This is a genomic window from Chitinophaga silvatica (assembly GCF_003419895.1).
GTDB classification, from domain to species: Bacteria; Bacteroidota; Bacteroidia; order Chitinophagales; family Chitinophagaceae; genus Chitinophaga; species Chitinophaga silvatica.
Genome location: NZ_QPMM01000011.1, coordinates 235,780 through 254,620 on the forward strand (window position 1 = coordinate 235,780; position 18,841 = coordinate 254,620).

The window sequence follows — 18,841 nt, forward strand, 5'->3', positions numbered from 1 at the left end:
TACTTAAGATTCCTGCATTCATTGTGGTTGTAACTGGATTGGTATTGTTACTCGCGTCTATTTCTTATATTTTGTAGTGCCCCATTCTTTCCTTTATACAGGTTAATCAGCTTTTCTTTTATTGCAATAAACTTGTAACAGCTATCGTAGTGGGTTGTACGGTGGTGGTAAAATCAGCTCATTATACTGAAGTAATTATTTGTTACAGATAATAAGAAGCCTTTCCAGGAACAATGCGAAATGGATGCATTGTTCCCGAAAAGGCAGAAAAATACAGTAGTTATTTTACATACTCTTTGAAAATCCTATTCAACCAGCGTAGCATCAGGAATATCACAGCGGCTGCACCTCCCAGGAGCAGAAAGTTTACAAGAAAATAATTAGCCTTGTTATCATATGTATCCCATAAAGTAGCAAGAATACCGGAGAGTTTGTTACCTATTGATGTGGCGAGGAACCAGCCTCCCATCATCAGTGAGGTAATTCGCACGGGGCTTAGTTTGGACACCAGGGATAATCCCATTGGACTCAGGAATAATTCCCCTACAGTAATAATTCCGTAACAGCCGACCAGCCACCAGGGGGATGCTTTTTCAGCGCCATTATTGCATACATACACTGCGCCTACCATCATTAGTGTAGATATAGCCGATATGAGCAACCCAGAGGCTATTTTTGATGGAGTAGAAGGCTCCCTGTTTCGTTTCCGCAGCATTGCAAAGAAGAGGACAATCAATGGCGTTAAGGTGATCACAAAGAATGGGTTAATGGACTGAAATAATTCTGTATTATACAGGCTGATACTTTGTCCTTCTGCCGGCATTTTCTCCTGCGCTACATTCTTAAAATAAACTGGTTTGCTCCATACTTTCTCAGGTTTGCCTGCGGCGTCACGAATAACCCTGAATTCATCATCGTAGGCAGTTACTGAATCTGGTTTGTTGACTACCTGCTCTGCCAGGTAAAGGCTCTGTGCCGGTTTCTCTATGGCTGCAGGGATCTCTCTGTCAGTATAGTATTGTGCCCAGGTTGTCAGCGCTGTGCCATTTTGTTTAAATACGGCCCAGAATACAATAGATACTGCAAAAATAGCGAGTAGGGCTGATATCGGTTTACGATCCTTTACATCTGCCTTTATCAGCAGAGAAACAAAAAACAGTAATATCGGAATACAAGCAAAAATGAAGGCATCAGTGGAATCTGATCCGAAAATGTTGCCGGGAATAAACCAGGCACCTATGCCCACTGCAATGGCGGGCAGAAATACGATGGAGAAAATCTTGCTTAATGGCATGTCTCCCTCTTGCTCGGGTTTACGGACGTCCGCATGCCGGTAGTGTTTCATCCCTATAATGAAAATTAGTACTCCCAGGAACATACCTACACCGGCAGCAATGAATGCTGCACCCCAACCTACGGTATTTCGTAGGAAGGCAGCAAAAAAGTTGCAAATAAAGGCGCCGATATTAATCCCCATGTAAAAAATGTTATATCCCGTATCTTTTCGACTGCGGTATCTTTCGTCATTATATACATTCCCCAGTAAAGTGGAAATGTTGGGTTTAAAGAATCCATTACCAATACAGATCAGTGCTAGTGACAAATAGAAAATGGTGAGATGATGTACTGACAGACCAATATAACCTATACCCATGAGTATCCCTCCGATGATAATAGACTTGCTATAGCCGAGTTTGCGGTCGGCTATCAGCCCACCAAGAAAAGGCGTCAGGTATACAAAAGCGATAAAAGTGCCGAAGATATCCGCTGCAGTAGCACGGTCCATGCCCCAACCACCTTTTGAAGTGTCTGTCAGGTACAACTGAAATATGCCCAGAATCAGATAAAAACCAAAGCGTTCCCACATTTCGGAGAGAAACAGAAATGGCAATGCTGCCGGGTGATTACGTGTTTTCTTCATGTAAGTAAAAAATGTAAATACGTGATATAGGTTATTGTATAGCAGTAAAAAGCATAGCCCGTCACTGCAAACCGCTAAAATAAGCCAAAGATGGGAATATAAACTCAGGAGAGTCCTATTGTAATGGAATGGAGTTGTTGTTGGTGCAGCTGTGTAGGATGAACAAAACATGGAAAAGGTGTTATCCAGTGATTTTATTGGTATGGCTGACGTTCTACCCAAAAGTCGCAAGATTTGAAGGCTTTGTTGTGTTCAATACTTTTTTACTTAAATCTTGCTATTTTACAAATAATTATTTTTCCCGTAAAATCTAATCTTTTTGTAAGATGAAAAATACTATTATTGAAATATTACAGCAATGGCAGAATGAAAAGATCAAACTGAATCCGCCGGCATCTCATGATTTAATTGCCAAAGTAGAAATTGAGATAGGCTTTTCATTTCCTGAAGAATTTGAAGAATTATATAAACAAACGAATGGGTTTACTGACTTCAACTGGAGAGAAAATATGTTTTCAATCTGGCCGCTTGAAAGGATACTTGACGAGTATAATAGTAGTAATGATAAAGATTTCATTGGGTTCTCTGATTTCCTTATCAATAGCCACAATATTGGGTTTCTAAAGTCTCAACCCGGTGTCTTTAAAAAATATGTAATTAATGAATATACTCTTGTTTCAGAATCTTTCATTGAGTCAATTAAGTTGATAAATTCAAATTCTGATCTAATTTATTGATGAAAAAGCTTTTTATGTGAAGCTGATTTAAAAACCGGGATCAACTGGTCAAGCTCGATTATTACGCCCAGGTATAATGCTTTCTGCAGATTGATTTCTATTTTTGTTCAAAATCCCTATTATGAAGATGCGACCATTGAATTATACTCCCTGGTATAACAATCAGAGAACACTCACACTATTGATCATTTTTATGCCGCTTGTTGGATTAATCGGGTTGATAAAAACAACGCTAATTTCAAGAAAAAATAAGTTACTCATGATTCCTGCATTCATTGTGGTAGTACTTGGATTGGTATTGTTTCTTCTAACTGTTTCGTATATTTTGTAGTGGCCCAAGTCTGATAATTGCCGCTATTCACAGATTTCTAAGTTCTGTTACTGTATCGCAAGCTAAATCGCGTTATAACCTTTGAATTCTTACCATGTTCTGTAGTATTAATTATAATTTCCGTACCTTTGTCAGTCGTGAAAAATTTATTTTCCATATTCGTCTTCTTTTCACCGGCTAATCTTCTTCAACTGGCCGGTGTTACGCCGTTTACCTGCGGGCGACTATACTTCTTTTCAAACTTTAAGGATTTCAATAATTTATCCCCGATCCGTTAGTTTCCTGACAGTTCGGGGTTACATGATGTTGCCGGAATGAGTATTCCGGTTATCTGATAGGCTGTTGCTTTCCATTGCGGATAGTAGCAGCAATTCTTATTGTATGCAAATAAACCAGTATTATGATTACGGAAAATAAAGAACAATTGTTGATGTTGAAAGAAGACCACGATATTTTAAGACAATACCTCATTAATAATTCACCAAAACTAATGTACGACCAGCATATGCAAAAAGAACATCTGGAGAAGATAAATGCAGCAAATGTGCTTGGCAGCAATGAATTTCCGAATACGGCATCTCGCCTGTATTCTACAGTTATAATACGAGATTCAGTGACAAGAACGAATCTTGAATATAAACTTGTGCCACCAAGTGACTCAGACAAATGGAACGGTAATATATCTGCTCTTACTCCATTCGGGTTGGCGTTGATGGGATTGCAAAAGGGAGAAAGCTTTATATGGCAACTCTCTAAAAGGAAGAAATATTACACAGTGGTGGAAGTCAGAAATTCTGCTTATATATAGGGTAGCAGGAGTGCCCTGCCGGAGAAAAAGTAAACGGGATTACTACAAGGTAGGAATCCCGTTCTTTTACTCTTTCAAAATAGCAACTCCAACATATTATTTTTCTGCTTCCGATTTAAGATTATGAAGCCATAATTGTAGCGAGTTTTCTAGCCCACCCTGAAATTTTCTGCTGGCTAAAGATACTAGCCAGCCTTCCATACTTTCTTCTACAGTTACTTCTGTTCCTCCCTGGCAGGGAGTAAATGTCCAGTTGTGAATGGCAAATGCGCCAAATGCTTTGCCCGACCAACCTATTTTAGAAAAAGGTGTAGCTGTATGTATAGTGGAGTGAATCGTTAATCCATTGGTTTTCCAATTAAAACTATTTGCTTTCTGAAAAATGCCTTGTAATACTGGCTGCTGAATGTCGGTATGCCAGGTTGCCCAATTGTTCACATCAGACATTATCCTGTAAACTTTTTCTGGTGTAGCGTTGATTATTATTTTCTGAACAGTTTGTACCGGAGCTTTTTTATTTGTTGTTTCAGAAGCAGTATAATTGCTAAGTAACTCCAACAGTCCGATTATAGTGAAAAGCAATAGCACTATTGTAAAAATGACATAAAGAATCTTTTTCATGTTTTTGTTTGTTTGATTTTGAATTGATATGACAAAAGTAGAACAGACCTTAAAAGCTAAATTGTAAGAAAACGAAGGGTAAATTTGATTATAATAGTTATCTTCAGAGAATGGAAAAGAAGGAAGGGTATAACAGTTACAGGATTGCCGTACCACCAGCATTCGAAGAGATTTTTTCTCATTTTTATTTTGCTGAAAATAAGTCTGATACGGCAATAACTCAAACTTTATTGCCTTCTTATCAAACGATCATGGTCTTTAGTTTTGGAACTCAGGTTTCCTTTACAATTCCTGAAAATGCTGAGTTAACCATAAACAAATGCCTGGTGTTAGGACCTATTAAACAAGCTTTAGATTATACACTGCCACCGAATGCAGAAATATTGGTAGCCAATTTTAAAGACGATGCTTTTTTTAGATTTTTCGGCAACGCATCCATAATGCAGAATACGCCTATACATCCTGATGAATTATTGAATGAAAATTGTTTTACCCATCTATGGTCAGAGCTGAACAAAATAGTTGAGAATACCGACAGAATCAATCATATCCTTGACTTTTCTAAACCATATGTGCGTAACCGCAACCAGATAGCCGAACAAATAATAGGATTTGATGATAACAACAATAGTCCGGTTAAAGATATCTCTGAAAAGAACCAGTTATCGGAAAGAGCTATCCAGTTACATCATAAAAAATATTTCGGCTACTCTGCCAAAGAGATAAATCGCTTTAATCGTTTTTTAAAAGCTATACAATTGATACAAGAAACTGCTTCATCAATTGATACTAAAATCGATTGGTTTGAAGTGATTCATATTTGCGGATATTACGACCAAAGCCAGCTTATTCACGACTTTAAGCATTACCTCAATTTGAGCCCATCTAAATATCTCAAGTATCAGCAAAGCATTTGTAATCCCAGATCCTGAGTTTCGTTTTCTTACAATTTCAGACAAATATCTATAGCCAATTTTGTGTCATCAACTAACAATTAAAATTAACGTATGACACAAACAAAAATTCTTCTTTCGGGCGCTACTGGTAATGTAGGTACCCAACTGGTAAAAAGACTTGCAGCCATGAATATACCTTTCAGGGCTTTGGTACGCAATGCGGAAAACATTGACTTATTAAAGAGCCTGCCACAGGCTGAGGTTATTATTGGTGATATGGCAGATGAATCGACATTATTGCCTGCTTTGAAGGGAATTGAAAAGGCATTTCTGCTGACCAATTCATCAGAACATGCAGAAAAATTGCAATTGAATTTTGTAAATGCAGCGAAACAGGCAGGGGTAAAACACCTCATAAAACTGTCGCAATTTGCCGCTGATGAAAACTCTCCGGTTCGTTTTCTCCGCTATCATGCCCGTGTAGAAAACAGAATCAAAGATTCCGGACTAAACTATACTTTCCTTCGCCCGAATCTATATATGCAGGGGCTGTTAGCTTTCAGTGATTATATTAAAAATGATGGAAAGTTCTATGCTGCTGTGGGAACTGCTGCCATCAGCGCAGTAGATGTCAGAGACATCGCTGCAGTTGCCTGTAAAGTACTGACAGAGGATGGCCACGAGAACAAAATCTACAACATCACAGGTAAAGAAGCTATCACTCATTACCAAATGGCAGATGCATTAGCCAAAGTGTTAGGTAGGGAAATCAGCTTCATTGATGTTTCCCCCGAACAAATGGAAGGAGCTTTAAGAGCCGCAGGATTCCCTGAATGGCAGGTAGGAGGATTACTTGAAGATTATGCGCATTATGCAAGGGGTGAAGCTGCAACAATTTATAATACAGTAAATGATGTGACCAATAATACTCCTGCCAGTTTCGAAAAATTTGTGACTGATTATAAAGTCTTATTCAACTAATATTTCAAAAATACTTACAGAACCAGAAAGAAGGTTCAAACCTGCTACAAGTAAGATCAAAAGCCTTGTCTATTCTAAATAGATGCAAGGCTTTTTTTCGTATTATTGTCTGTTTTAAAACCTTATTGCTACTCCTGCTTTAAGTGCAAAAGGAGTACCTGGAGTGATGCAAAGCTCCGTTACCGGATCCTTCTCGTGTTGTAACCTTGTTTCGGTTTCAAACTGAGCTTCATTCCAATTTACATTGAATAGATTCTGCACTCCAAATGTAAATTCAAAATTTTTACGTGTATAGCCCAGCGCCAGATCATTCACGAAATAGCCATGTGCAGAGATGCTGTTATCTTCATTGGCAGGTCTTGACTTCATATAACGGTAACGCATGTTTGCAGAAAAACCTTTTCCGAATTGTACTGCAGCGCCACCGGTGCTAGTCAGTACCGGTGCTAATGGAATATAATTTTCTCCCTTTGGCTCATCTATGAACCGGCCATGTGCATAGTTGATATCGGCATCAAGATATAACCATTTAACCGGCTGATAACGTACACTAAGATCTACGCCCAGCCTGCGGCTTTTACCACTGGGTTCAACAACAGCATCATCTCCTACATAAACGAATTCCTGCTGCAGATAGGTATACCAGATAGCAGGTTGTATAAACAAGTTGTACATAGGTTTCCATACAGCGCCCAAATCAGCACCGGCCGACATAGGCATAATTTGTTTGCCTTGTTCCTGCACTACAACGCGCATGTCGTTGGAGTGAAATCCAAGACCCGTCTTAAGATACCACTGGATATGCGGATTAGGGGAGTAGCTGAAGTTCAGCTTCGGACTAACTCTCGCTGCCTGATCGTTGCTGGAGGAGGAGAGTAGCTTGTCGTGGTACCTGAAAAGAAGCTGATCAAAGCGTAATCCTGGCGCGATTGTCCAGCCATTTTTGCGCCATTCCAATCCGGTATAGGCATATAGGTTAGTGACTGTGCCATTACCCCAGGACTCCCTGCCAAGCAAGGAATCCCGACGATAAACGTGATTCAGCTCCAGATCCATGATCTGATCTAAGCGGAAACCGATACCTGATTCCCAGCGGATATTGCCGAGTTGTTGAGTATATTTTTGCCGGAAGCCAAACATATTGCGATTATCGCGTTGCTCAATTTCATCCCCATGTACCTGATCTTTCAGGAAGAAAGTGAAGTTGGAAAAGAGATTGAATTCATAGTGTGTATAATACAAAAAGGATTCAGTTTCGGCATTGTTGTTGAAAAGATGACGCCATGTCAACGCCGCATTGGTACGCTGAGTGTTGCCGCCTTCTGTAGGATCAATAGAGCCCCAGCGGCTAATCAGCCCTTCTGCTACGGCTCTTTCAGGAATTTGCCCTGAAGCATTCCAGCTACTATGAAAAGTAGAAGCCTGGAAGTTAATGTAATTGCGATTGTTCAACCATTTGTTATATTTTCCGAAAAGATTAAGTCGATTGAAATGCTGCTTTACGTCGAAAGGTCCATCGGTATATCCATAGTCGGCTGCTATATAGGCATTTTCTGCACGCTCACCACTTTTATGCAGCAGGTTGAATAAACCTGTTCCGCGAACTGTATTGAAGGAACCACCTTCCAGCTTAACCATACTTGATGGGAGGCTATCTAAGGTATGAAAACTTACATATCCTGATGTATTCAAATCGCCCTTTGACGGATAATAAGCTCCTTTCCCAAAATCAATCCCTTCAATGGTTTCGGGGATCAGAAAATGCAGATCTGCATACCCCTGACCATGGGCATGTGATACCATGTTTACCGGAATACCATCTGCACTGATATTGATATCTGTACCATGATCACAATCAAAACCTCTCAAAAATATCTGTTCTGCTTTCCCTCCACCTGCATGCTGTGCTATAAAGAGTCCGGGTTCTTTCCGCAATAAATCCTGTGCAGTATTTACCGGTGTCATTTTAAGATCTACTTTCAGCATCGAACGTTCAATTCTTGGTGCGGTTACCTCAACCTGAGAAAGATGTGATTCTTTCATGGGAATAGAATCCACTGGTTCACCAGCATAGGCACGACTCCCGGCTGTTATCAGCACAACTATTAAAATTCTTTTAAACATTTTTCTTATAAATATTCTTTACCAATTTTATTAATGCCAGTGTTATCCAGGAGGCTGCTACAAATGGGAAGGTGAGTACAGCCAGATTCATGGCCAGCATCCCCAAATCGATCATTACAGATATAACTACAGCTATCAGTACCCAAAATCCATCCTCCCGATCCTCTCCTGAAAAGGTGATTGCGCATAAAACAGCGTTAAAACTAAACAGGCCCATATGTATGTCGGATGCTGGTTCTGCAAACTGTAATGAAATATAGGCTCCCAGTACAGAACCTACAACTCCGTATAGCGCTGCAACTGGCGAACTAACAAATACACCAAGGAAAAAAATCAATCCTGCCAGTATACTCCCCTGGAAAATTACTTCTCCAAATCCATGTGTCGTTACCGTAAAATCATCATATACCTGAGCTACACTTGCTACTTCAATGGAGGGTGCTACTACGTAAAGATGTCTGAAAACAAACAAAAACAGCCAGGTGATTATGATAAACGGAAAAGTAAATCCAGGGATGTTACGTTTTATCAATGCGTGTTGGATTATTGCTGCTAATATAGATCCAATAATCACTGCTATCCAAATAACCGGTATGGGTTCAAAATAGAAGGTTAGTGCAACGCCTACCAGGGTAGCACTGAAACCGTAAAGCCCCTGATTGATTTCCTCATCCGGGAATTTCAACAACCTGGCTGTAAGGGTTCCTGTACTTACGGCCAGTAATGCGGCAATACCCATGATAACAGAATCGTAGAAGATTCCGATCAGGAAAAGTGCACCAGTATAGGCGTTCGGTTGAAGCATGATCTGCCCTACACCCTTCAAAAGCCGGGTGACAGGTAACAATTTTTGTTCTTGCATGTGTATGATAATTTACCAGCCGAGGAAAACCATTCCTATGCCGCAGAAAGTAACAACAGCACCTCCCAGGGCATGGACATAGCGTTCCAGTTTATCTGTTTTTATAATAGAATAGCCATAGCACCCAACCAGCACCATGGCCAGCATGGTTAATACCGTGGTAATGGCAAATACTGTTATCAATACTATTACTTCCAAAGCAGAGCGATGGGAGCCTGAATAAAAAAGTAGAGGCACCAATGGTTCGCTCGGACCCATCACAAAAATGGCAAACAGTATCCAGGGCGTAACTTTTACCCGGTTTTGTGGATATACGATTTCGCCATGTTTATGTTCATACACATAAATATCTCCGTCTCCATAAACATCAAAATGTTTATGAGGCTTGTTCAGATAAGCCTGGCGTAATCCCCAGAGTAAATAAATTATCCCGAATCCCAATAGGCACCAGCCCGACAAGTTGCCCCTTACATCCTGGAACCAGGTAAGCTTCGACAATTGCCAACCAAGCAATACACCTATCAATCCAATTATTACACTGCTGAAGATATGTCCGAATCCACAGAGCACTGTCCACAACACGGTTTTCGACATCTTCCATTTACGGGAGCGCGATAAAACAATGAATGGCAGATAGTGATCTGGTCCGGTAGCAGTATGTAAGCAACTGATAGTAACAGCTGAAATTACAAGTGTTGTTAATCCTACGTTCATGATACCAGCGCATTTTTTTCAATTGTCCAGAAATAGGCAGCTATTCTTTGGAGGCAGGAAAACAGTTGCTCTCCGCCATTTCCAAGGATACGAACTGCCAGCACTTTAGGGGAAGGTGAGCTAATACCTATAGCAACGTCCTTTTCTTCTCCCAATAATTCATAAAGCATATTTACATTGTCGACATCAATTCCGGAATGCGTATTCAAATGAAAGAGGGTAGCCTGGTGCGTATATCCTTCCATTTGCCCTATTGCAGCCATATTTACAAGGGATGGTTGCAGAAGGAGATTGTCTTTTATCATGAGCTTACCGTTATGGTAGATTTCCGTGATGTTATGATAGGAACTGTACCGAAATATTTCTCCTGAATGCTTTCTGCCACAGGTAAGAATTTCACCAAACGTTAGCCTGCAATTATCTGAAACATCAATACGATTCCTTCCTTTGAAAATGGCATTTTCATGTGGCACTACCGGATGTTGCACATAGCTGAAAGAACTACCGGGATGTAGTTGTATGCTTTGAAGCTGTACAGCTCCTTTTTGCATATTAAACAACCGCTGGTAGGACTGGGAGTGGAGTTGGAGACGACTACCTTCCTCCACTACTATGTCGATTTTATATTCGTCTCCATCCAGCATTCCCGGTGAAGAACTCATAACCATCAGGTACAAAGCAGGATCGCTGCGATGTTCGCTGATATTCGCCACCCTGAATGGTGGAGTAAAGAAGGTATCTTTCAGGTATGATCGCTGGTTTTTAAATCCGCTCGTTATGGTTAGCCTATTCTTCATGTTAGTTTGTTATCTTACCAAAGCTGGTTCTTCTCTTTCTTCCAGCAATGCATATTTCTGAATCCAGCCGATGACTGTATCCAATCCTTGCAGCGACATCAGGTTAGTAAATACAAAAGGTTTTCCGTTGCGCATTTTACGGGCATCTCTTTCCATCACTCCCAGGTCTGCATGTACATATGGAGCCAGATCAATTTTATTGATTACCAATAAATCGGAGCGGGTGATACCAGGGCCACCTTTGCGTGGAATTTTATCTCCTTCCGCCACATCAATAACAAAAATGGTAACATCCGCCAGATCCGGGCTAAAAGTAGCACTGAGGTTATCACCACCACTTTCAATCAGTATAAGTTCTACATCCGGAAAACGAGCAGCCATCTCATCTACAGCTTCCAGATTCATACTGGCATCCTCTCGGATAGCGGTATGCGGACATCCACCGGTTTCAACTCCGATAATTCGTTCTTTAGGTAGCAAACTGTTTTTAGTCAGAAATTCCGCATCTTCTTTTGTATAAATATCGTTGGTGATAACACCAATGCTATACTGATCCATCAGGTGGCGGGATAACCTTTCAATCAGGGCTGTTTTACCGGAACCAACAGGACCGGCTACCCCAATTTTTACATATTTTCTATCAATCATACTGATAAATATTTTTAAGTTTAAGACATATATAACCTGGAGTACAGCTGTTCATGCTGCATGCATCGGATATCAAATCCGGTGTTACATACACCAACAAGATCTCTGTCCAGGTTCCTGGTTTTTTCTACTAAATCTGCAATCACCGGTTGCATACGAAAGAGGATGTCTTGTCCATCCAATTGGCTTAGTGGAACCAGTTTTACTGCATTGGTAACCATTCCTGCAGCTGCATTATAGAAGAAGGCGTATAATGCTTCCGGCAAAGGAATTTCTAACAGGGATGCATACACGCCAAATGCAATGGCATAATGTCCATCTATTTGTTTATTAGTGATGGCATTCTCATATGCAGAAGCAAAAGCAAACTCGGTTTGTCGACGGAAGATTTTAATCAGCCGCAGGCCCAGTTTCTGACTCGCATTACGTATTTCTGCCGGTAGTTTAAGAGCACTCAATTCAGTATCCAGTAACAGGAGGGCAGGCAGATTATTTTCTGCCGCCGCCTGATAAGCCAGGCAAACAAAGGCCGCATCGTTGAAATGTAGATTGGCCGTTAGCATCTGCCGCACAAATTGTTCGGCCGTTGCTGTGTTATGCACGATTCCTTGTTGCACATAGGTTTCCAGCCCATTAGAATGTGTATATCCACCAATGGGAAGTGTTGGATCACTTAAGTGCAGCAGGCTGCCGAGATAGAAGCGGTTCATCATTTATCTGGATGTTAGACTCATTATTTTAGAAAACAGTGAACTACTGCCACTACCATGGCTATGCGGTTGAACATTGGCATTCAACAGATTGGTCAGGCGGGTATGCTGCTTTTCGGTCGCATATCCACTTGCCTGGAGCCAGCGAAATATTGGTTCTTCGAAAGGCAATAAAACCTGATCATTTTGAATGAATACCGGAAGATGTTTATTACCGATTTCATAGCACACACTCCCCATTTCCAAAAGGTTACGGGGAGTGACTACAATTGCATCACTGGGAATAATATCTACGACTATTGCACGCTGCTCATCCTGCAACAGGATATCGCCCTGGTGGAGGCGTTGACCTTCCCGGAGAAACCTGATTGCAATCTCATGGCCTGCTGCAGTTTTTTTCCGCTGTATACGTTTGGTGGTTTCAAACCATTCCAGCGGCAACAGGTCTATTTCCAGATTAGTTAACGAAATATCAGCAGTATTACCCAGCACTGATTCTATTATCATACAAACATTTTTTCTTAAAACAGGAAATAACGTTGAGCCAAAGGCAAAGTAGCTACGGGCTCACAGGTAATCACGAGGCCATCTACACGTACTTCGTAAGTTTCTGGATTTACAGTGATTTCCGGTGTTTTATTGTTGTGGATCAGGTCTTTTTTTCCAATGTTGCGGCAATTCTTTACAGGCAATACCACTTTCTCCAGACCATATTCTTTCACAATACCATTATCAATAGAAGCCTGAGATACGAAAGTGATACAGGATCGCGATAGTGCTTTACCATAGGCACCAAACATTTTACGGAGAATTACGGGTTGAGGAGTTGGAATGCTTGCATTAGGGTCGCCCATTTTGCTGGCGATGATCATACCACCCTTAATAATCATTTCCGGTTTTGCGCCAAACAGTGCTGGTTTCCATAGCACTATATCGGCAAATTTGCCTGGTTCAATAGAGCCAACATGCTCAGATATACCGTGCGCAATAGCAGGATTGATAGTGTATTTGGCTACATATCGTTTAGCCCGGAAATTATCATTATTGTGAGCCTGATCTTCAGCTAAGGCCCCGCGTTGCAGTTTCATTTTATCGGCAGTCTGCCAGGTGCGGGTAACCACCTCGCCTACACGGCCCATTGCCTGGGAATCGGAACTCATGATACTAAACACTCCCAGGTCGTGCAGGATATCTTCTGCCGCAATGGTTTCCGGACGAATTCGGGAGTCGGCAAACGCCACATCTTCCGGAATACTTTTGCTTAGATGATGACAAACCATCAGCATATCCAGGTGTTCATCAATAGTATTTTTGGTGAATGGACGGGTAGGATTTGTAGATGCAGGCAAGACGTTGGGATACATAGCTGCCTTGATGATATCAGGAGCATGACCGCCACCGGCACCTTCTGTGTGGAAGGTATGAATGACACGTCCGTTAATTGCATTCATGGTATCTTCGAGGAAGCCTGCCTCATTGAGTGTGTCTGTGTGAATAGCTACCTGTACATCATATTTATCGGCTACTTTCAGGGAAGCATCAATTACTGCCGGAGTAGCACCCCAGTCTTCATGAATTTTTACGCCTAAAGCACCTGCTTCAATTTGTTCAGCAATTGGCCCTTCAGTGGCGCAGTTGCCTTTACCCAAAAAGCCCAGGTTCATTGGAAAAGCTTCAGCAGATTGCAACATTCGGGTAATAAACCATTTTCCTGATGTTACGGTGGTAGCGTTAGTTCCGTCAGCCGGCCCTGTACCCCCACCAATCATAGTGGTAACACCGCTAAATAAGGCAGTTTCAATCTGTTGCGGTGAAATATAGTGTATGTGTGTATCTATTCCGCCTGCAGTGGCAATGAGGCCTTCGCCGCCATGTACTTCGGTTGAAGCACCGATGATCATATTTGGCGATACACCATCCATGGTATCTGGGTTTCCTGCTTTCCCAAAACCTACGATGTGGCCATCTTTGATACCCAGATCGCCCTTCATGATACCCCAGTGGTCGAGGACAATGACATTAGTGATCACGAAATCCAGCACACCTTCATCACGCAGTGCGGTACTCGACTGTGACATCCCGTCACGCACCGTTTTACCACCCCCGAATTTATTTTCTTCCCCATAATGGTTAAAATCTTTTTCAATTTCTATGATAATATTTGTATCGCCCAGGCGAACTTTATCACCAACAGTAGGGCCATAGAGATTTGCGTATTTGATTTTATTGATCTTAAGGCTCATGACTTTTGATTTTTGAAGTTATTGGGTTCGAGTTTAGCCATGGCCGCAGCTTTGGCTGCCTCGGAGGTAGTATCTCCGTCTACCAGGTTATTATGGCCGAAAGCTTTTCTTGTACCACCAATGGTTACCAGTTCTACTTCCTTTTCTTCGCCGGGTTCGAATCGAACGGCGGTACCGGCAGCGATATTGAGACGCATACCAAATGCTTTTTCACGGTCGAAATTCATTTTTCGGTTCACTTCAAAGAAGTGGAAGTGTGAGCCAATTTGGACCGGGCGGTCTCCTGTATTTACCACCTTTACTTTTACAGTGGGGCGGCCTTCATTGCAAGCGATTTCTCCTGGCTGGATAAAGTATTCTCCGGGAATCATGTTAAATGAGTTTAGATTTTATCTGATAGGATCATGAACGGTAACCAGTTTAGTACCGTCCGGGAATGTAGCCTCGATCTGTACGTCGTGGATCATTTCAGGAACGCCTTCCATGACATCTTCACGGGTTAGGACAGTTGCCCCATACTGCATTAGGTCGGCCACCGATCGGCCATCACGGGCTGCTTCGAGCAGGTGACTACTAATGTAGGCAATAGATTCAGGATAATTGAGTTTGAGGCCCCTTGCTTTACGCTTGGCAGCCAGTTCTCCGGCCAGATGGAGTAACAGTTTCTCTGTTTCTCTGGGAGTCAGATGCATATGAGTAAAATTTTAGTAGATAGCAATGAAGTGCCCACTTCAAATGGACTGGGCTTACGAATATACAATTCCGCATACAGAAAGTTCAGCCCGGTTCCGGGCAGGAAGAAAATTCCTGGTAAGTAACTTAACAGATATGCTGACTATAAACAATCTCAGCGAAACCCGCTGGGAGTATAGTAATTCAGCATTGGAAGGGGATCAGTAACTGGTGGTGCCGAATGAATTTGGGAACTGCCGGTATGGGCCAATTCGCATGCACAAATCTGGTATTATATTCAGGTAAGGTGTCCTGATTTTTCAGGATGGTAAGATAATATTCAGAAAGATCATTGAGGAGTAAATACGAATGCTCATTAAATAAGCTGCTTACATCTTCATCATTATCGTTGTCGTTGATGTAAATTAACTGATCTAAATGAATGCATTCACTGGCTACCTGAAGTTGAGTAATATCAGCGATATTGGCTGATAATGCTATCCTGCTTGCCCTGCTTTGAAGTAGTGGGCCCTTATTTTTTCCTATGAATGAAAAACCAATCAGGAAGAGAAGTAATAATATATATCTGAAATACAATTTCATATTCCGGACCTGCAAATTACATCGAAATAAAAAAGAGGACTAGCACAAATCATGAATATTATATCCAAAATCAGGTAATTTTGCATTTATGAGATCTTCAGTAAAAATTTTTTCCAATTTTGAATATAAAAAGCAATTCCTGCCGGGTATTTCCAATCAGGTATTGCTCAACAATGCACAACTACAAGTTTATAGGATCGAAGATTACCTGCGTAACATTGTAATACCGGTATTACCATATCGTACTTCCTTTAACTTCCTGATCTTCGTTACTAAAGGCCAGATTGTTCAACAATTGGAAACCGGTTCTCATAAATTAAATGCCAACTCAATCTTGTTAATCAGGCAGGGAAATATTACTGCAACTCTTGAAATTTCAAAAGATGCAGAAGGTTTTTTTGTCGTTTTTGAAAACGATGTCATTGAAAATCTGGCACTTAACAGGCAGTTATTTAATTTCTTCTTTACATCTCCTTATATCAAATTACCAATTTCAACCGTTCGTTGGCTTTCGAGGTTGGTTGAGTTGATGGAAGAGGAACTGAATATAAAGAATTCTTCTCTGGAGGTTGCTGTCGGAGTATTCAGGCCTTTCCTGCAAAAAATTATAGCATCCGCCGGAGAAGACCATGGTAATATGACCAGGGCTACAGAAATCTCACTTCATTTCAGAGAATTGGTACAACAGCATCATTTGAAGGAAAGGCAAGTTTCCTACTATGCTCAAAAACTTAATATCACTGAGAATTACCTTAATAAGGTGGTTAAGCAGGCAACGGGTAAGCCTCCAAAACAATGGATTAATGAAGTTAATATCCTGCATAGTCAGATTCTGCTCCAGGATGTAAGCAGGGATATTTCCAGTGTCGCCTTTGAACTGAATTTTCAGTCACCCAATTACTTTGCCAGGTTATTCAGGCAAGTAACTGGAGAATCTCCAACAGATTATAAAAAGAGAGTAGGTATTAATGTTGGGAAATAATTCTCAGCTAAAAGGTTTCTTTTTTCTATTAAATTCCTCTATGAAATCATTATTATCAGATGGGCTGATAACAATCTTTTTGTTCATACATTCGATTAACACTAATGTTTCACAATTTGTAGACCACATCTGGTATTTACCTAAATTACTGGACCTGAAAATTCCTAAATAACCAAATAGGCCACCTGACCCAAATACCCTAAGACTTCCTCTTATAGCAGATTTTTCAATTATGGATATATTTACTACATCTTCAAATGGTATTGATATATCAGAAAATATCCGCTTGATTATTATTGCGTCCTCTGTAATGCTATAATATCTGGGGCTATATCCAAATGTAACAAGGATCGATACTGCTAATATAATCAGTGCTACATTACCTGGTACAGTATTACCAGGTTTGGAGCTAATAATTAAAACAAAAAGACTTACTACGAAAATAATAACAATAATCGTAATGACCTTTGTTAAGGTATCATACCTGGCAGAGTATTTCATAACTTTAAGATTCAAAATGGATTATCAGCAATTTAATAATAATTCGATCCTGGATAAAATAATTATTAACATCCGTATCCTATTCTTTACTGCTAATTATTATGAAGTTTTTCTTGCACCAAATTGAAAGAATATATAAATTTAGGATAACCCGTTTCTACAATACCTGTGAATAATACTGGTTATATAATCTTTTAATTTATCCGCGTCCAATTTAAAATATGAGAAGAATTTATTTACTACTATTACTGATGCTGACACATATTGCATATGGTCAAAAAATGGAAGTTGTTTATAGAAGTAAAACGGATAGTCTTCAGAACTTTTATTTGTCTTTGTTGCCAGCTGGTGTTCCTAAAGGGTTATTACTAATTCTTCCTGGATTTGCTACAACTCCATCGGAAATATTAAAAGAAACGAATTTACCTCAATTAGCATCAGATAGTGGATACGCAGTAATTATCCCTTTGCTTGTAAATTATGAAGTCGTTGATACTTTAAACCTTGTTCAAAGCAGGTTACAAACTTTAATCCCTGAGGTAATCGGGAAATATGGAATTCCACCAAACAGATTTATCCTGGGAGGGCATTCCCTGGGAGGTCATCAGGCTTTATTTTATGCTGAACAGGCTATCAAAATGAATCTTCCTCAGGTTGTCAAGCCAAACCTCGTGTTTGGAGTAGACCCACCACTAGATATGAAACGTCTATGGACAACCTTCTCCTATAACCGACGTATTAATTTTTCAAAAGTCAGTGTCGAAGAATCTACCTATTTCATGAATCAAATGGAAAAGTTATATGGTGGAAAACCAGCTCAAAAGCCAGCCGCATATGAGCAATATTCCTCTTTCTACAGAGATGCTGCTGAAGGTGGAAATATTAAGTACCTGAGACATATTCCTGTTCGTCTGTACTGTGATCCGGACATTAATTGGGTAATTGAAAACAGAAGGGGAGCATACGAATATATGAATGCATCTGATCTTTCTGCTGCAATTTCACAACTCAGATTATTAGGTAATCAATCTGCCGAATTAATGATTTGTCTTGGAAAGGGATATTTGCCCGACGGGAGAAGGCATCCTCATGCCTTTTCGATGTTAGATGCAAATGAATTTATTGTATGGATAAATGCATCCCTGCCCAAAAACTAAACAGGTTGTTTTTGAGAGATGATTTCAATGCAAGTAAACAGTGCTTGTTAGATTTCTCAAACATTGGTATTACTTGCCTCTTCAAAAAGACGCATTGCTAATAATCCATTTCCAACTGCACCTCCAGCCCTTAATGCTGCAGCAATGAATACAGTTTCGGCAATTTCTTCCTGAGTTGCACCGGCTTCAACAGCATTTTTAATATGTGATTCAATACAATAGGCGCATTGTGTTGTCAGGGCTACAGCTACTGACATAAGTTCCCGGTACTTTATTGGAATTACACCGTCTTTCCTTTCAGCTGTGTACTTAAGATTAAAGAATGCTGCTGCTTCTTTGGAGGCTGCGTTTACAAGGGCATCTACATACGCCCGGTCTTTTGGAGATTGATAATGAGACATATGAACTTAGATTTGGGTTTAATATTCCTTTAGTAGAAGTGGGGTGATTATAACAAAATAGGGAAAAAACTAATGCGGTGTATGTAAAATGCAATAAGGTAGTATCAAACTTCTGATACTACCTTATGTTAT

23 protein-coding genes are annotated in these 18,841 nt (G+C 40.5%); 8 read left to right on the plus strand and 15 right to left on the minus strand.

Annotation, left to right across the window (positions count from 1 at the left end):
• Positions 1-280: 280 nt before the first annotated feature.
• Complete coding sequence (locus DVR12_RS20490; protein WP_116977660.1) at positions 281-1,921, minus strand: peptide MFS transporter; 1,641 nt, start codon at positions 1,919-1,921, stop codon at positions 281-283.
• A 326-nt stretch (positions 1,922-2,247) separates the two neighbouring features.
• Between DVR12_RS20490 and DVR12_RS20495 the strand changes: the two genes are divergently transcribed.
• The 3 genes from DVR12_RS20495 (at position 2,248) to DVR12_RS20505 (ending at position 3,797) form a co-directional block, all read left to right on the plus strand.
• Entirely contained in the window at positions 2,248-2,658 is a 411-nt protein-coding gene (locus DVR12_RS20495; RefSeq protein ID WP_116977661.1) for an SMI1/KNR4 family protein, read from the plus strand.
• 121 nt (positions 2,659-2,779) lie between these two features.
• Entirely contained in the window at positions 2,780-2,989 is a 210-nt protein-coding gene (locus tag DVR12_RS20500; RefSeq protein WP_116977662.1) for a hypothetical protein, read from the plus strand.
• A gap of 400 nt (positions 2,990-3,389) precedes the next feature.
• Positions 3,390-3,797: a GreA/GreB family elongation factor gene (locus tag DVR12_RS20505; RefSeq protein WP_116977663.1), complete on the plus strand. Its 408-nt coding sequence runs from the start codon at positions 3,390-3,392 to the stop codon at positions 3,795-3,797.
• Positions 3,798-3,893: 96 nt separating this feature from the next.
• Here the strand turns inward: DVR12_RS20505 and DVR12_RS20510 are convergent, their stop codons facing one another.
• Positions 3,894-4,418, minus strand: a complete 525-nt coding sequence (locus DVR12_RS20510; RefSeq protein ID WP_158563318.1) for an SRPBCC family protein — start codon at positions 4,416-4,418, stop codon at positions 3,894-3,896.
• Between the two features lie 110 nt (positions 4,419-4,528).
• On the opposite strand from DVR12_RS20510, the gene DVR12_RS20515 reads away from it, so the two are divergent.
• Positions 4,529-5,350 (plus strand): helix-turn-helix domain-containing protein, encoded by an 822-nt coding sequence (locus DVR12_RS20515; RefSeq protein ID WP_116977665.1) that lies wholly within the window; start codon positions 4,529-4,531, stop codon positions 5,348-5,350.
• Between the two features lie 75 nt (positions 5,351-5,425).
• The gene (locus tag DVR12_RS20520) at positions 5,426-6,295 is read left to right on the plus strand and encodes an SDR family oxidoreductase (protein WP_116977666.1); all 870 of its coding nucleotides are present in this window, start codon (positions 5,426-5,428) and stop codon (positions 6,293-6,295) included.
• A gap of 114 nt (positions 6,296-6,409) precedes the next feature.
• Here DVR12_RS20520 and DVR12_RS20525 read toward each other — a convergent pair whose 3' ends face one another.
• From DVR12_RS20525 to ureA, 10 genes are read right to left on the minus strand one after another with little or no spacing between them, the layout of a single operon-like run.
• Positions 6,410-8,419 carry a TonB-dependent receptor gene (locus DVR12_RS20525; protein ID WP_116977667.1) on the minus strand — a complete coding sequence of 670 codons (2,010 nt, stop codon included), beginning with the start codon at positions 8,417-8,419 and terminating at the stop codon, positions 6,410-6,412.
• Complete coding sequence (locus tag DVR12_RS20530; RefSeq protein WP_116977668.1) at positions 8,412-9,281, minus strand: urea transporter; 870 nt, start codon at positions 9,279-9,281, stop codon at positions 8,412-8,414. The genes DVR12_RS20525 and DVR12_RS20530 overlap by 8 nt, the downstream gene beginning before the upstream one ends.
• 12 nt (positions 9,282-9,293) lie before the next feature.
• Positions 9,294-9,995: a hypothetical protein gene (locus DVR12_RS20535; protein ID WP_116977669.1), complete on the minus strand. Its 702-nt coding sequence runs from the start codon at positions 9,993-9,995 to the stop codon at positions 9,294-9,296.
• The gene (locus tag DVR12_RS20540) at positions 9,992-10,792 is read right to left on the minus strand and encodes an urease accessory protein UreD (protein ID WP_116977670.1); all 801 of its coding nucleotides are present in this window, start codon (positions 10,790-10,792) and stop codon (positions 9,992-9,994) included. The genes DVR12_RS20535 and DVR12_RS20540 overlap by 4 nt, the downstream gene beginning before the upstream one ends.
• Before the next feature lie 9 nt (positions 10,793-10,801).
• The gene (ureG, locus tag DVR12_RS20545) at positions 10,802-11,440 is read right to left on the minus strand and encodes an urease accessory protein UreG (protein WP_116977671.1); all 639 of its coding nucleotides are present in this window, start codon (positions 11,438-11,440) and stop codon (positions 10,802-10,804) included.
• A gap of 20 nt (positions 11,441-11,460) precedes the next feature.
• The gene (locus DVR12_RS20550) at positions 11,461-12,153 is read right to left on the minus strand and encodes an urease accessory protein UreF (RefSeq protein WP_233522434.1); all 693 of its coding nucleotides are present in this window, start codon (positions 12,151-12,153) and stop codon (positions 11,461-11,463) included.
• Positions 12,154-12,657, minus strand: a complete 504-nt coding sequence (gene ureE, locus DVR12_RS20555; protein WP_116977672.1) for an urease accessory protein UreE — start codon at positions 12,655-12,657, stop codon at positions 12,154-12,156.
• A 14-nt stretch (positions 12,658-12,671) separates the two neighbouring features.
• Positions 12,672-14,393, minus strand: a complete 1,722-nt coding sequence (gene ureC / locus DVR12_RS20560; protein WP_116977673.1) for an urease subunit alpha — start codon at positions 14,391-14,393, stop codon at positions 12,672-12,674.
• Positions 14,390-14,764 carry an urease subunit beta gene (gene ureB, locus DVR12_RS20565; protein WP_116977674.1) on the minus strand — a complete coding sequence of 125 codons (375 nt, stop codon included), beginning with the start codon at positions 14,762-14,764 and terminating at the stop codon, positions 14,390-14,392. Before ureB ends, ureC begins: the two co-directional genes overlap by 4 nt.
• An 18-nt stretch (positions 14,765-14,782) precedes the next feature.
• Positions 14,783-15,085 (minus strand): urease subunit gamma, encoded by a 303-nt coding sequence (gene ureA / locus DVR12_RS20570; RefSeq protein ID WP_116977675.1) that lies wholly within the window; start codon positions 15,083-15,085, stop codon positions 14,783-14,785.
• Between the two features lie 25 nt (positions 15,086-15,110).
• Between ureA and DVR12_RS27500 the strand changes: the two genes are divergently transcribed.
• Positions 15,111-15,293, plus strand: coding sequence for a hypothetical protein (locus DVR12_RS27500; protein ID WP_147323499.1), 183 nt, complete (start codon positions 15,111-15,113; stop codon positions 15,291-15,293).
• Here DVR12_RS27500 and DVR12_RS20575 read toward each other — a convergent pair.
• Entirely contained in the window at positions 15,270-15,668 is a 399-nt protein-coding gene (locus tag DVR12_RS20575) for a hypothetical protein (RefSeq protein WP_116977676.1), read from the minus strand. The genes DVR12_RS27500 and DVR12_RS20575 overlap by 24 nt on opposite strands.
• 88 nt (positions 15,669-15,756) lie before the next feature.
• On the opposite strand from DVR12_RS20575, the gene DVR12_RS20580 reads away from it, so the two are divergent.
• Positions 15,757-16,650 carry a helix-turn-helix domain-containing protein gene (locus tag DVR12_RS20580; RefSeq protein WP_116977677.1) on the plus strand — a complete coding sequence of 298 codons (894 nt, stop codon included), beginning with the start codon at positions 15,757-15,759 and terminating at the stop codon, positions 16,648-16,650.
• A 3-nt stretch (positions 16,651-16,653) separates the two neighbouring features.
• Here the strand turns inward: DVR12_RS20580 and DVR12_RS20585 are convergent, their stop codons facing one another.
• Positions 16,654-17,151 (minus strand): PH domain-containing protein, encoded by a 498-nt coding sequence (locus DVR12_RS20585; protein ID WP_116977678.1) that lies wholly within the window; start codon positions 17,149-17,151, stop codon positions 16,654-16,656.
• Positions 17,152-17,372: 221 nt separating this feature from the next.
• On the opposite strand from DVR12_RS20585, the gene DVR12_RS20590 reads away from it, so the two are divergent.
• On the plus strand, positions 17,373-18,308 hold the full coding sequence (locus DVR12_RS20590) for an alpha/beta hydrolase family protein (protein WP_147323500.1): 936 nt from the start codon (positions 17,373-17,375) through the stop codon (positions 18,306-18,308).
• A gap of 56 nt (positions 18,309-18,364) precedes the next feature.
• Here DVR12_RS20590 and DVR12_RS20595 read toward each other — a convergent pair whose 3' ends face one another.
• Positions 18,365-18,709 (minus strand): carboxymuconolactone decarboxylase family protein, encoded by a 345-nt coding sequence (locus DVR12_RS20595; protein WP_116977680.1) that lies wholly within the window; start codon positions 18,707-18,709, stop codon positions 18,365-18,367.
• Between the last annotated feature and the right edge of the window lie 132 nt (positions 18,710-18,841).

Excerpts from the sequence above, each read along its gene's own strand:
- DVR12_RS20490 (WP_116977660.1), bottom strand. The coding sequence starts at position 1,921 with ATGAAGAAAACACGTAATCACCCGGCAGCATTGCCATTTCTGTTTCTC.
- DVR12_RS20495 (WP_116977661.1), top strand. The coding sequence starts at position 2,248 with ATGAAAAATACTATTATTGAAATATTACAGCAATGGCAGAATGAAAAG.
- DVR12_RS20500 (WP_116977662.1), top strand. The coding sequence starts at position 2,780 with ATGAAGATGCGACCATTGAATTATACTCCCTGGTATAACAATCAGAGA.
- DVR12_RS20505 (WP_116977663.1), top strand. The coding sequence starts at position 3,390 with ATGATTACGGAAAATAAAGAACAATTGTTGATGTTGAAAGAAGACCAC.
- DVR12_RS20510 (WP_158563318.1), bottom strand. The coding sequence starts at position 4,418 with ATGAAAAAGATTCTTTATGTCATTTTTACAATAGTGCTATTGCTTTTC.
- DVR12_RS20515 (WP_116977665.1), top strand. The coding sequence starts at position 4,529 with ATGGAAAAGAAGGAAGGGTATAACAGTTACAGGATTGCCGTACCACCA.
- DVR12_RS20520 (WP_116977666.1), top strand. The coding sequence starts at position 5,426 with ATGACACAAACAAAAATTCTTCTTTCGGGCGCTACTGGTAATGTAGGT.
- DVR12_RS20525 (WP_116977667.1), bottom strand. The coding sequence starts at position 8,419 with ATGTTTAAAAGAATTTTAATAGTTGTGCTGATAACAGCCGGGAGTCGT.
- DVR12_RS20530 (WP_116977668.1), bottom strand. The coding sequence starts at position 9,281 with ATGCAAGAACAAAAATTGTTACCTGTCACCCGGCTTTTGAAGGGTGTA.
- DVR12_RS20535 (WP_116977669.1), bottom strand. The coding sequence starts at position 9,995 with ATGAACGTAGGATTAACAACACTTGTAATTTCAGCTGTTACTATCAGT.
- DVR12_RS20540 (WP_116977670.1), bottom strand. The coding sequence starts at position 10,792 with ATGAAGAATAGGCTAACCATAACGAGCGGATTTAAAAACCAGCGATCA.
- ureG (WP_116977671.1), bottom strand. The coding sequence starts at position 11,440 with ATGATTGATAGAAAATATGTAAAAATTGGGGTAGCCGGTCCTGTTGGT.
- DVR12_RS20550 (WP_233522434.1), bottom strand. The coding sequence starts at position 12,153 with ATGATGAACCGCTTCTATCTCGGCAGCCTGCTGCACTTAAGTGATCCA.
- ureE (WP_116977672.1), bottom strand. The coding sequence starts at position 12,657 with ATGATAATAGAATCAGTGCTGGGTAATACTGCTGATATTTCGTTAACT.
- ureC (WP_116977673.1), bottom strand. The coding sequence starts at position 14,393 with ATGAGCCTTAAGATCAATAAAATCAAATACGCAAATCTCTATGGCCCT.
- ureB (WP_116977674.1), bottom strand. The coding sequence starts at position 14,764 with ATGATTCCCGGAGAATACTTTATCCAGCCAGGAGAAATCGCTTGCAAT.
- ureA (WP_116977675.1), bottom strand. The coding sequence starts at position 15,085 with ATGCATCTGACTCCCAGAGAAACAGAGAAACTGTTACTCCATCTGGCC.
- DVR12_RS27500 (WP_147323499.1), top strand. The coding sequence starts at position 15,111 with ATGAAGTGCCCACTTCAAATGGACTGGGCTTACGAATATACAATTCCG.
- DVR12_RS20575 (WP_116977676.1), bottom strand. The coding sequence starts at position 15,668 with ATGAAATTGTATTTCAGATATATATTATTACTTCTCTTCCTGATTGGT.
- DVR12_RS20580 (WP_116977677.1), top strand. The coding sequence starts at position 15,757 with ATGAGATCTTCAGTAAAAATTTTTTCCAATTTTGAATATAAAAAGCAA.
- DVR12_RS20585 (WP_116977678.1), bottom strand. The coding sequence starts at position 17,151 with ATGAAATACTCTGCCAGGTATGATACCTTAACAAAGGTCATTACGATT.
- DVR12_RS20590 (WP_147323500.1), top strand. The coding sequence starts at position 17,373 with ATGAGAAGAATTTATTTACTACTATTACTGATGCTGACACATATTGCA.
- DVR12_RS20595 (WP_116977680.1), bottom strand. The coding sequence starts at position 18,709 with ATGTCTCATTATCAATCTCCAAAAGACCGGGCGTATGTAGATGCCCTT.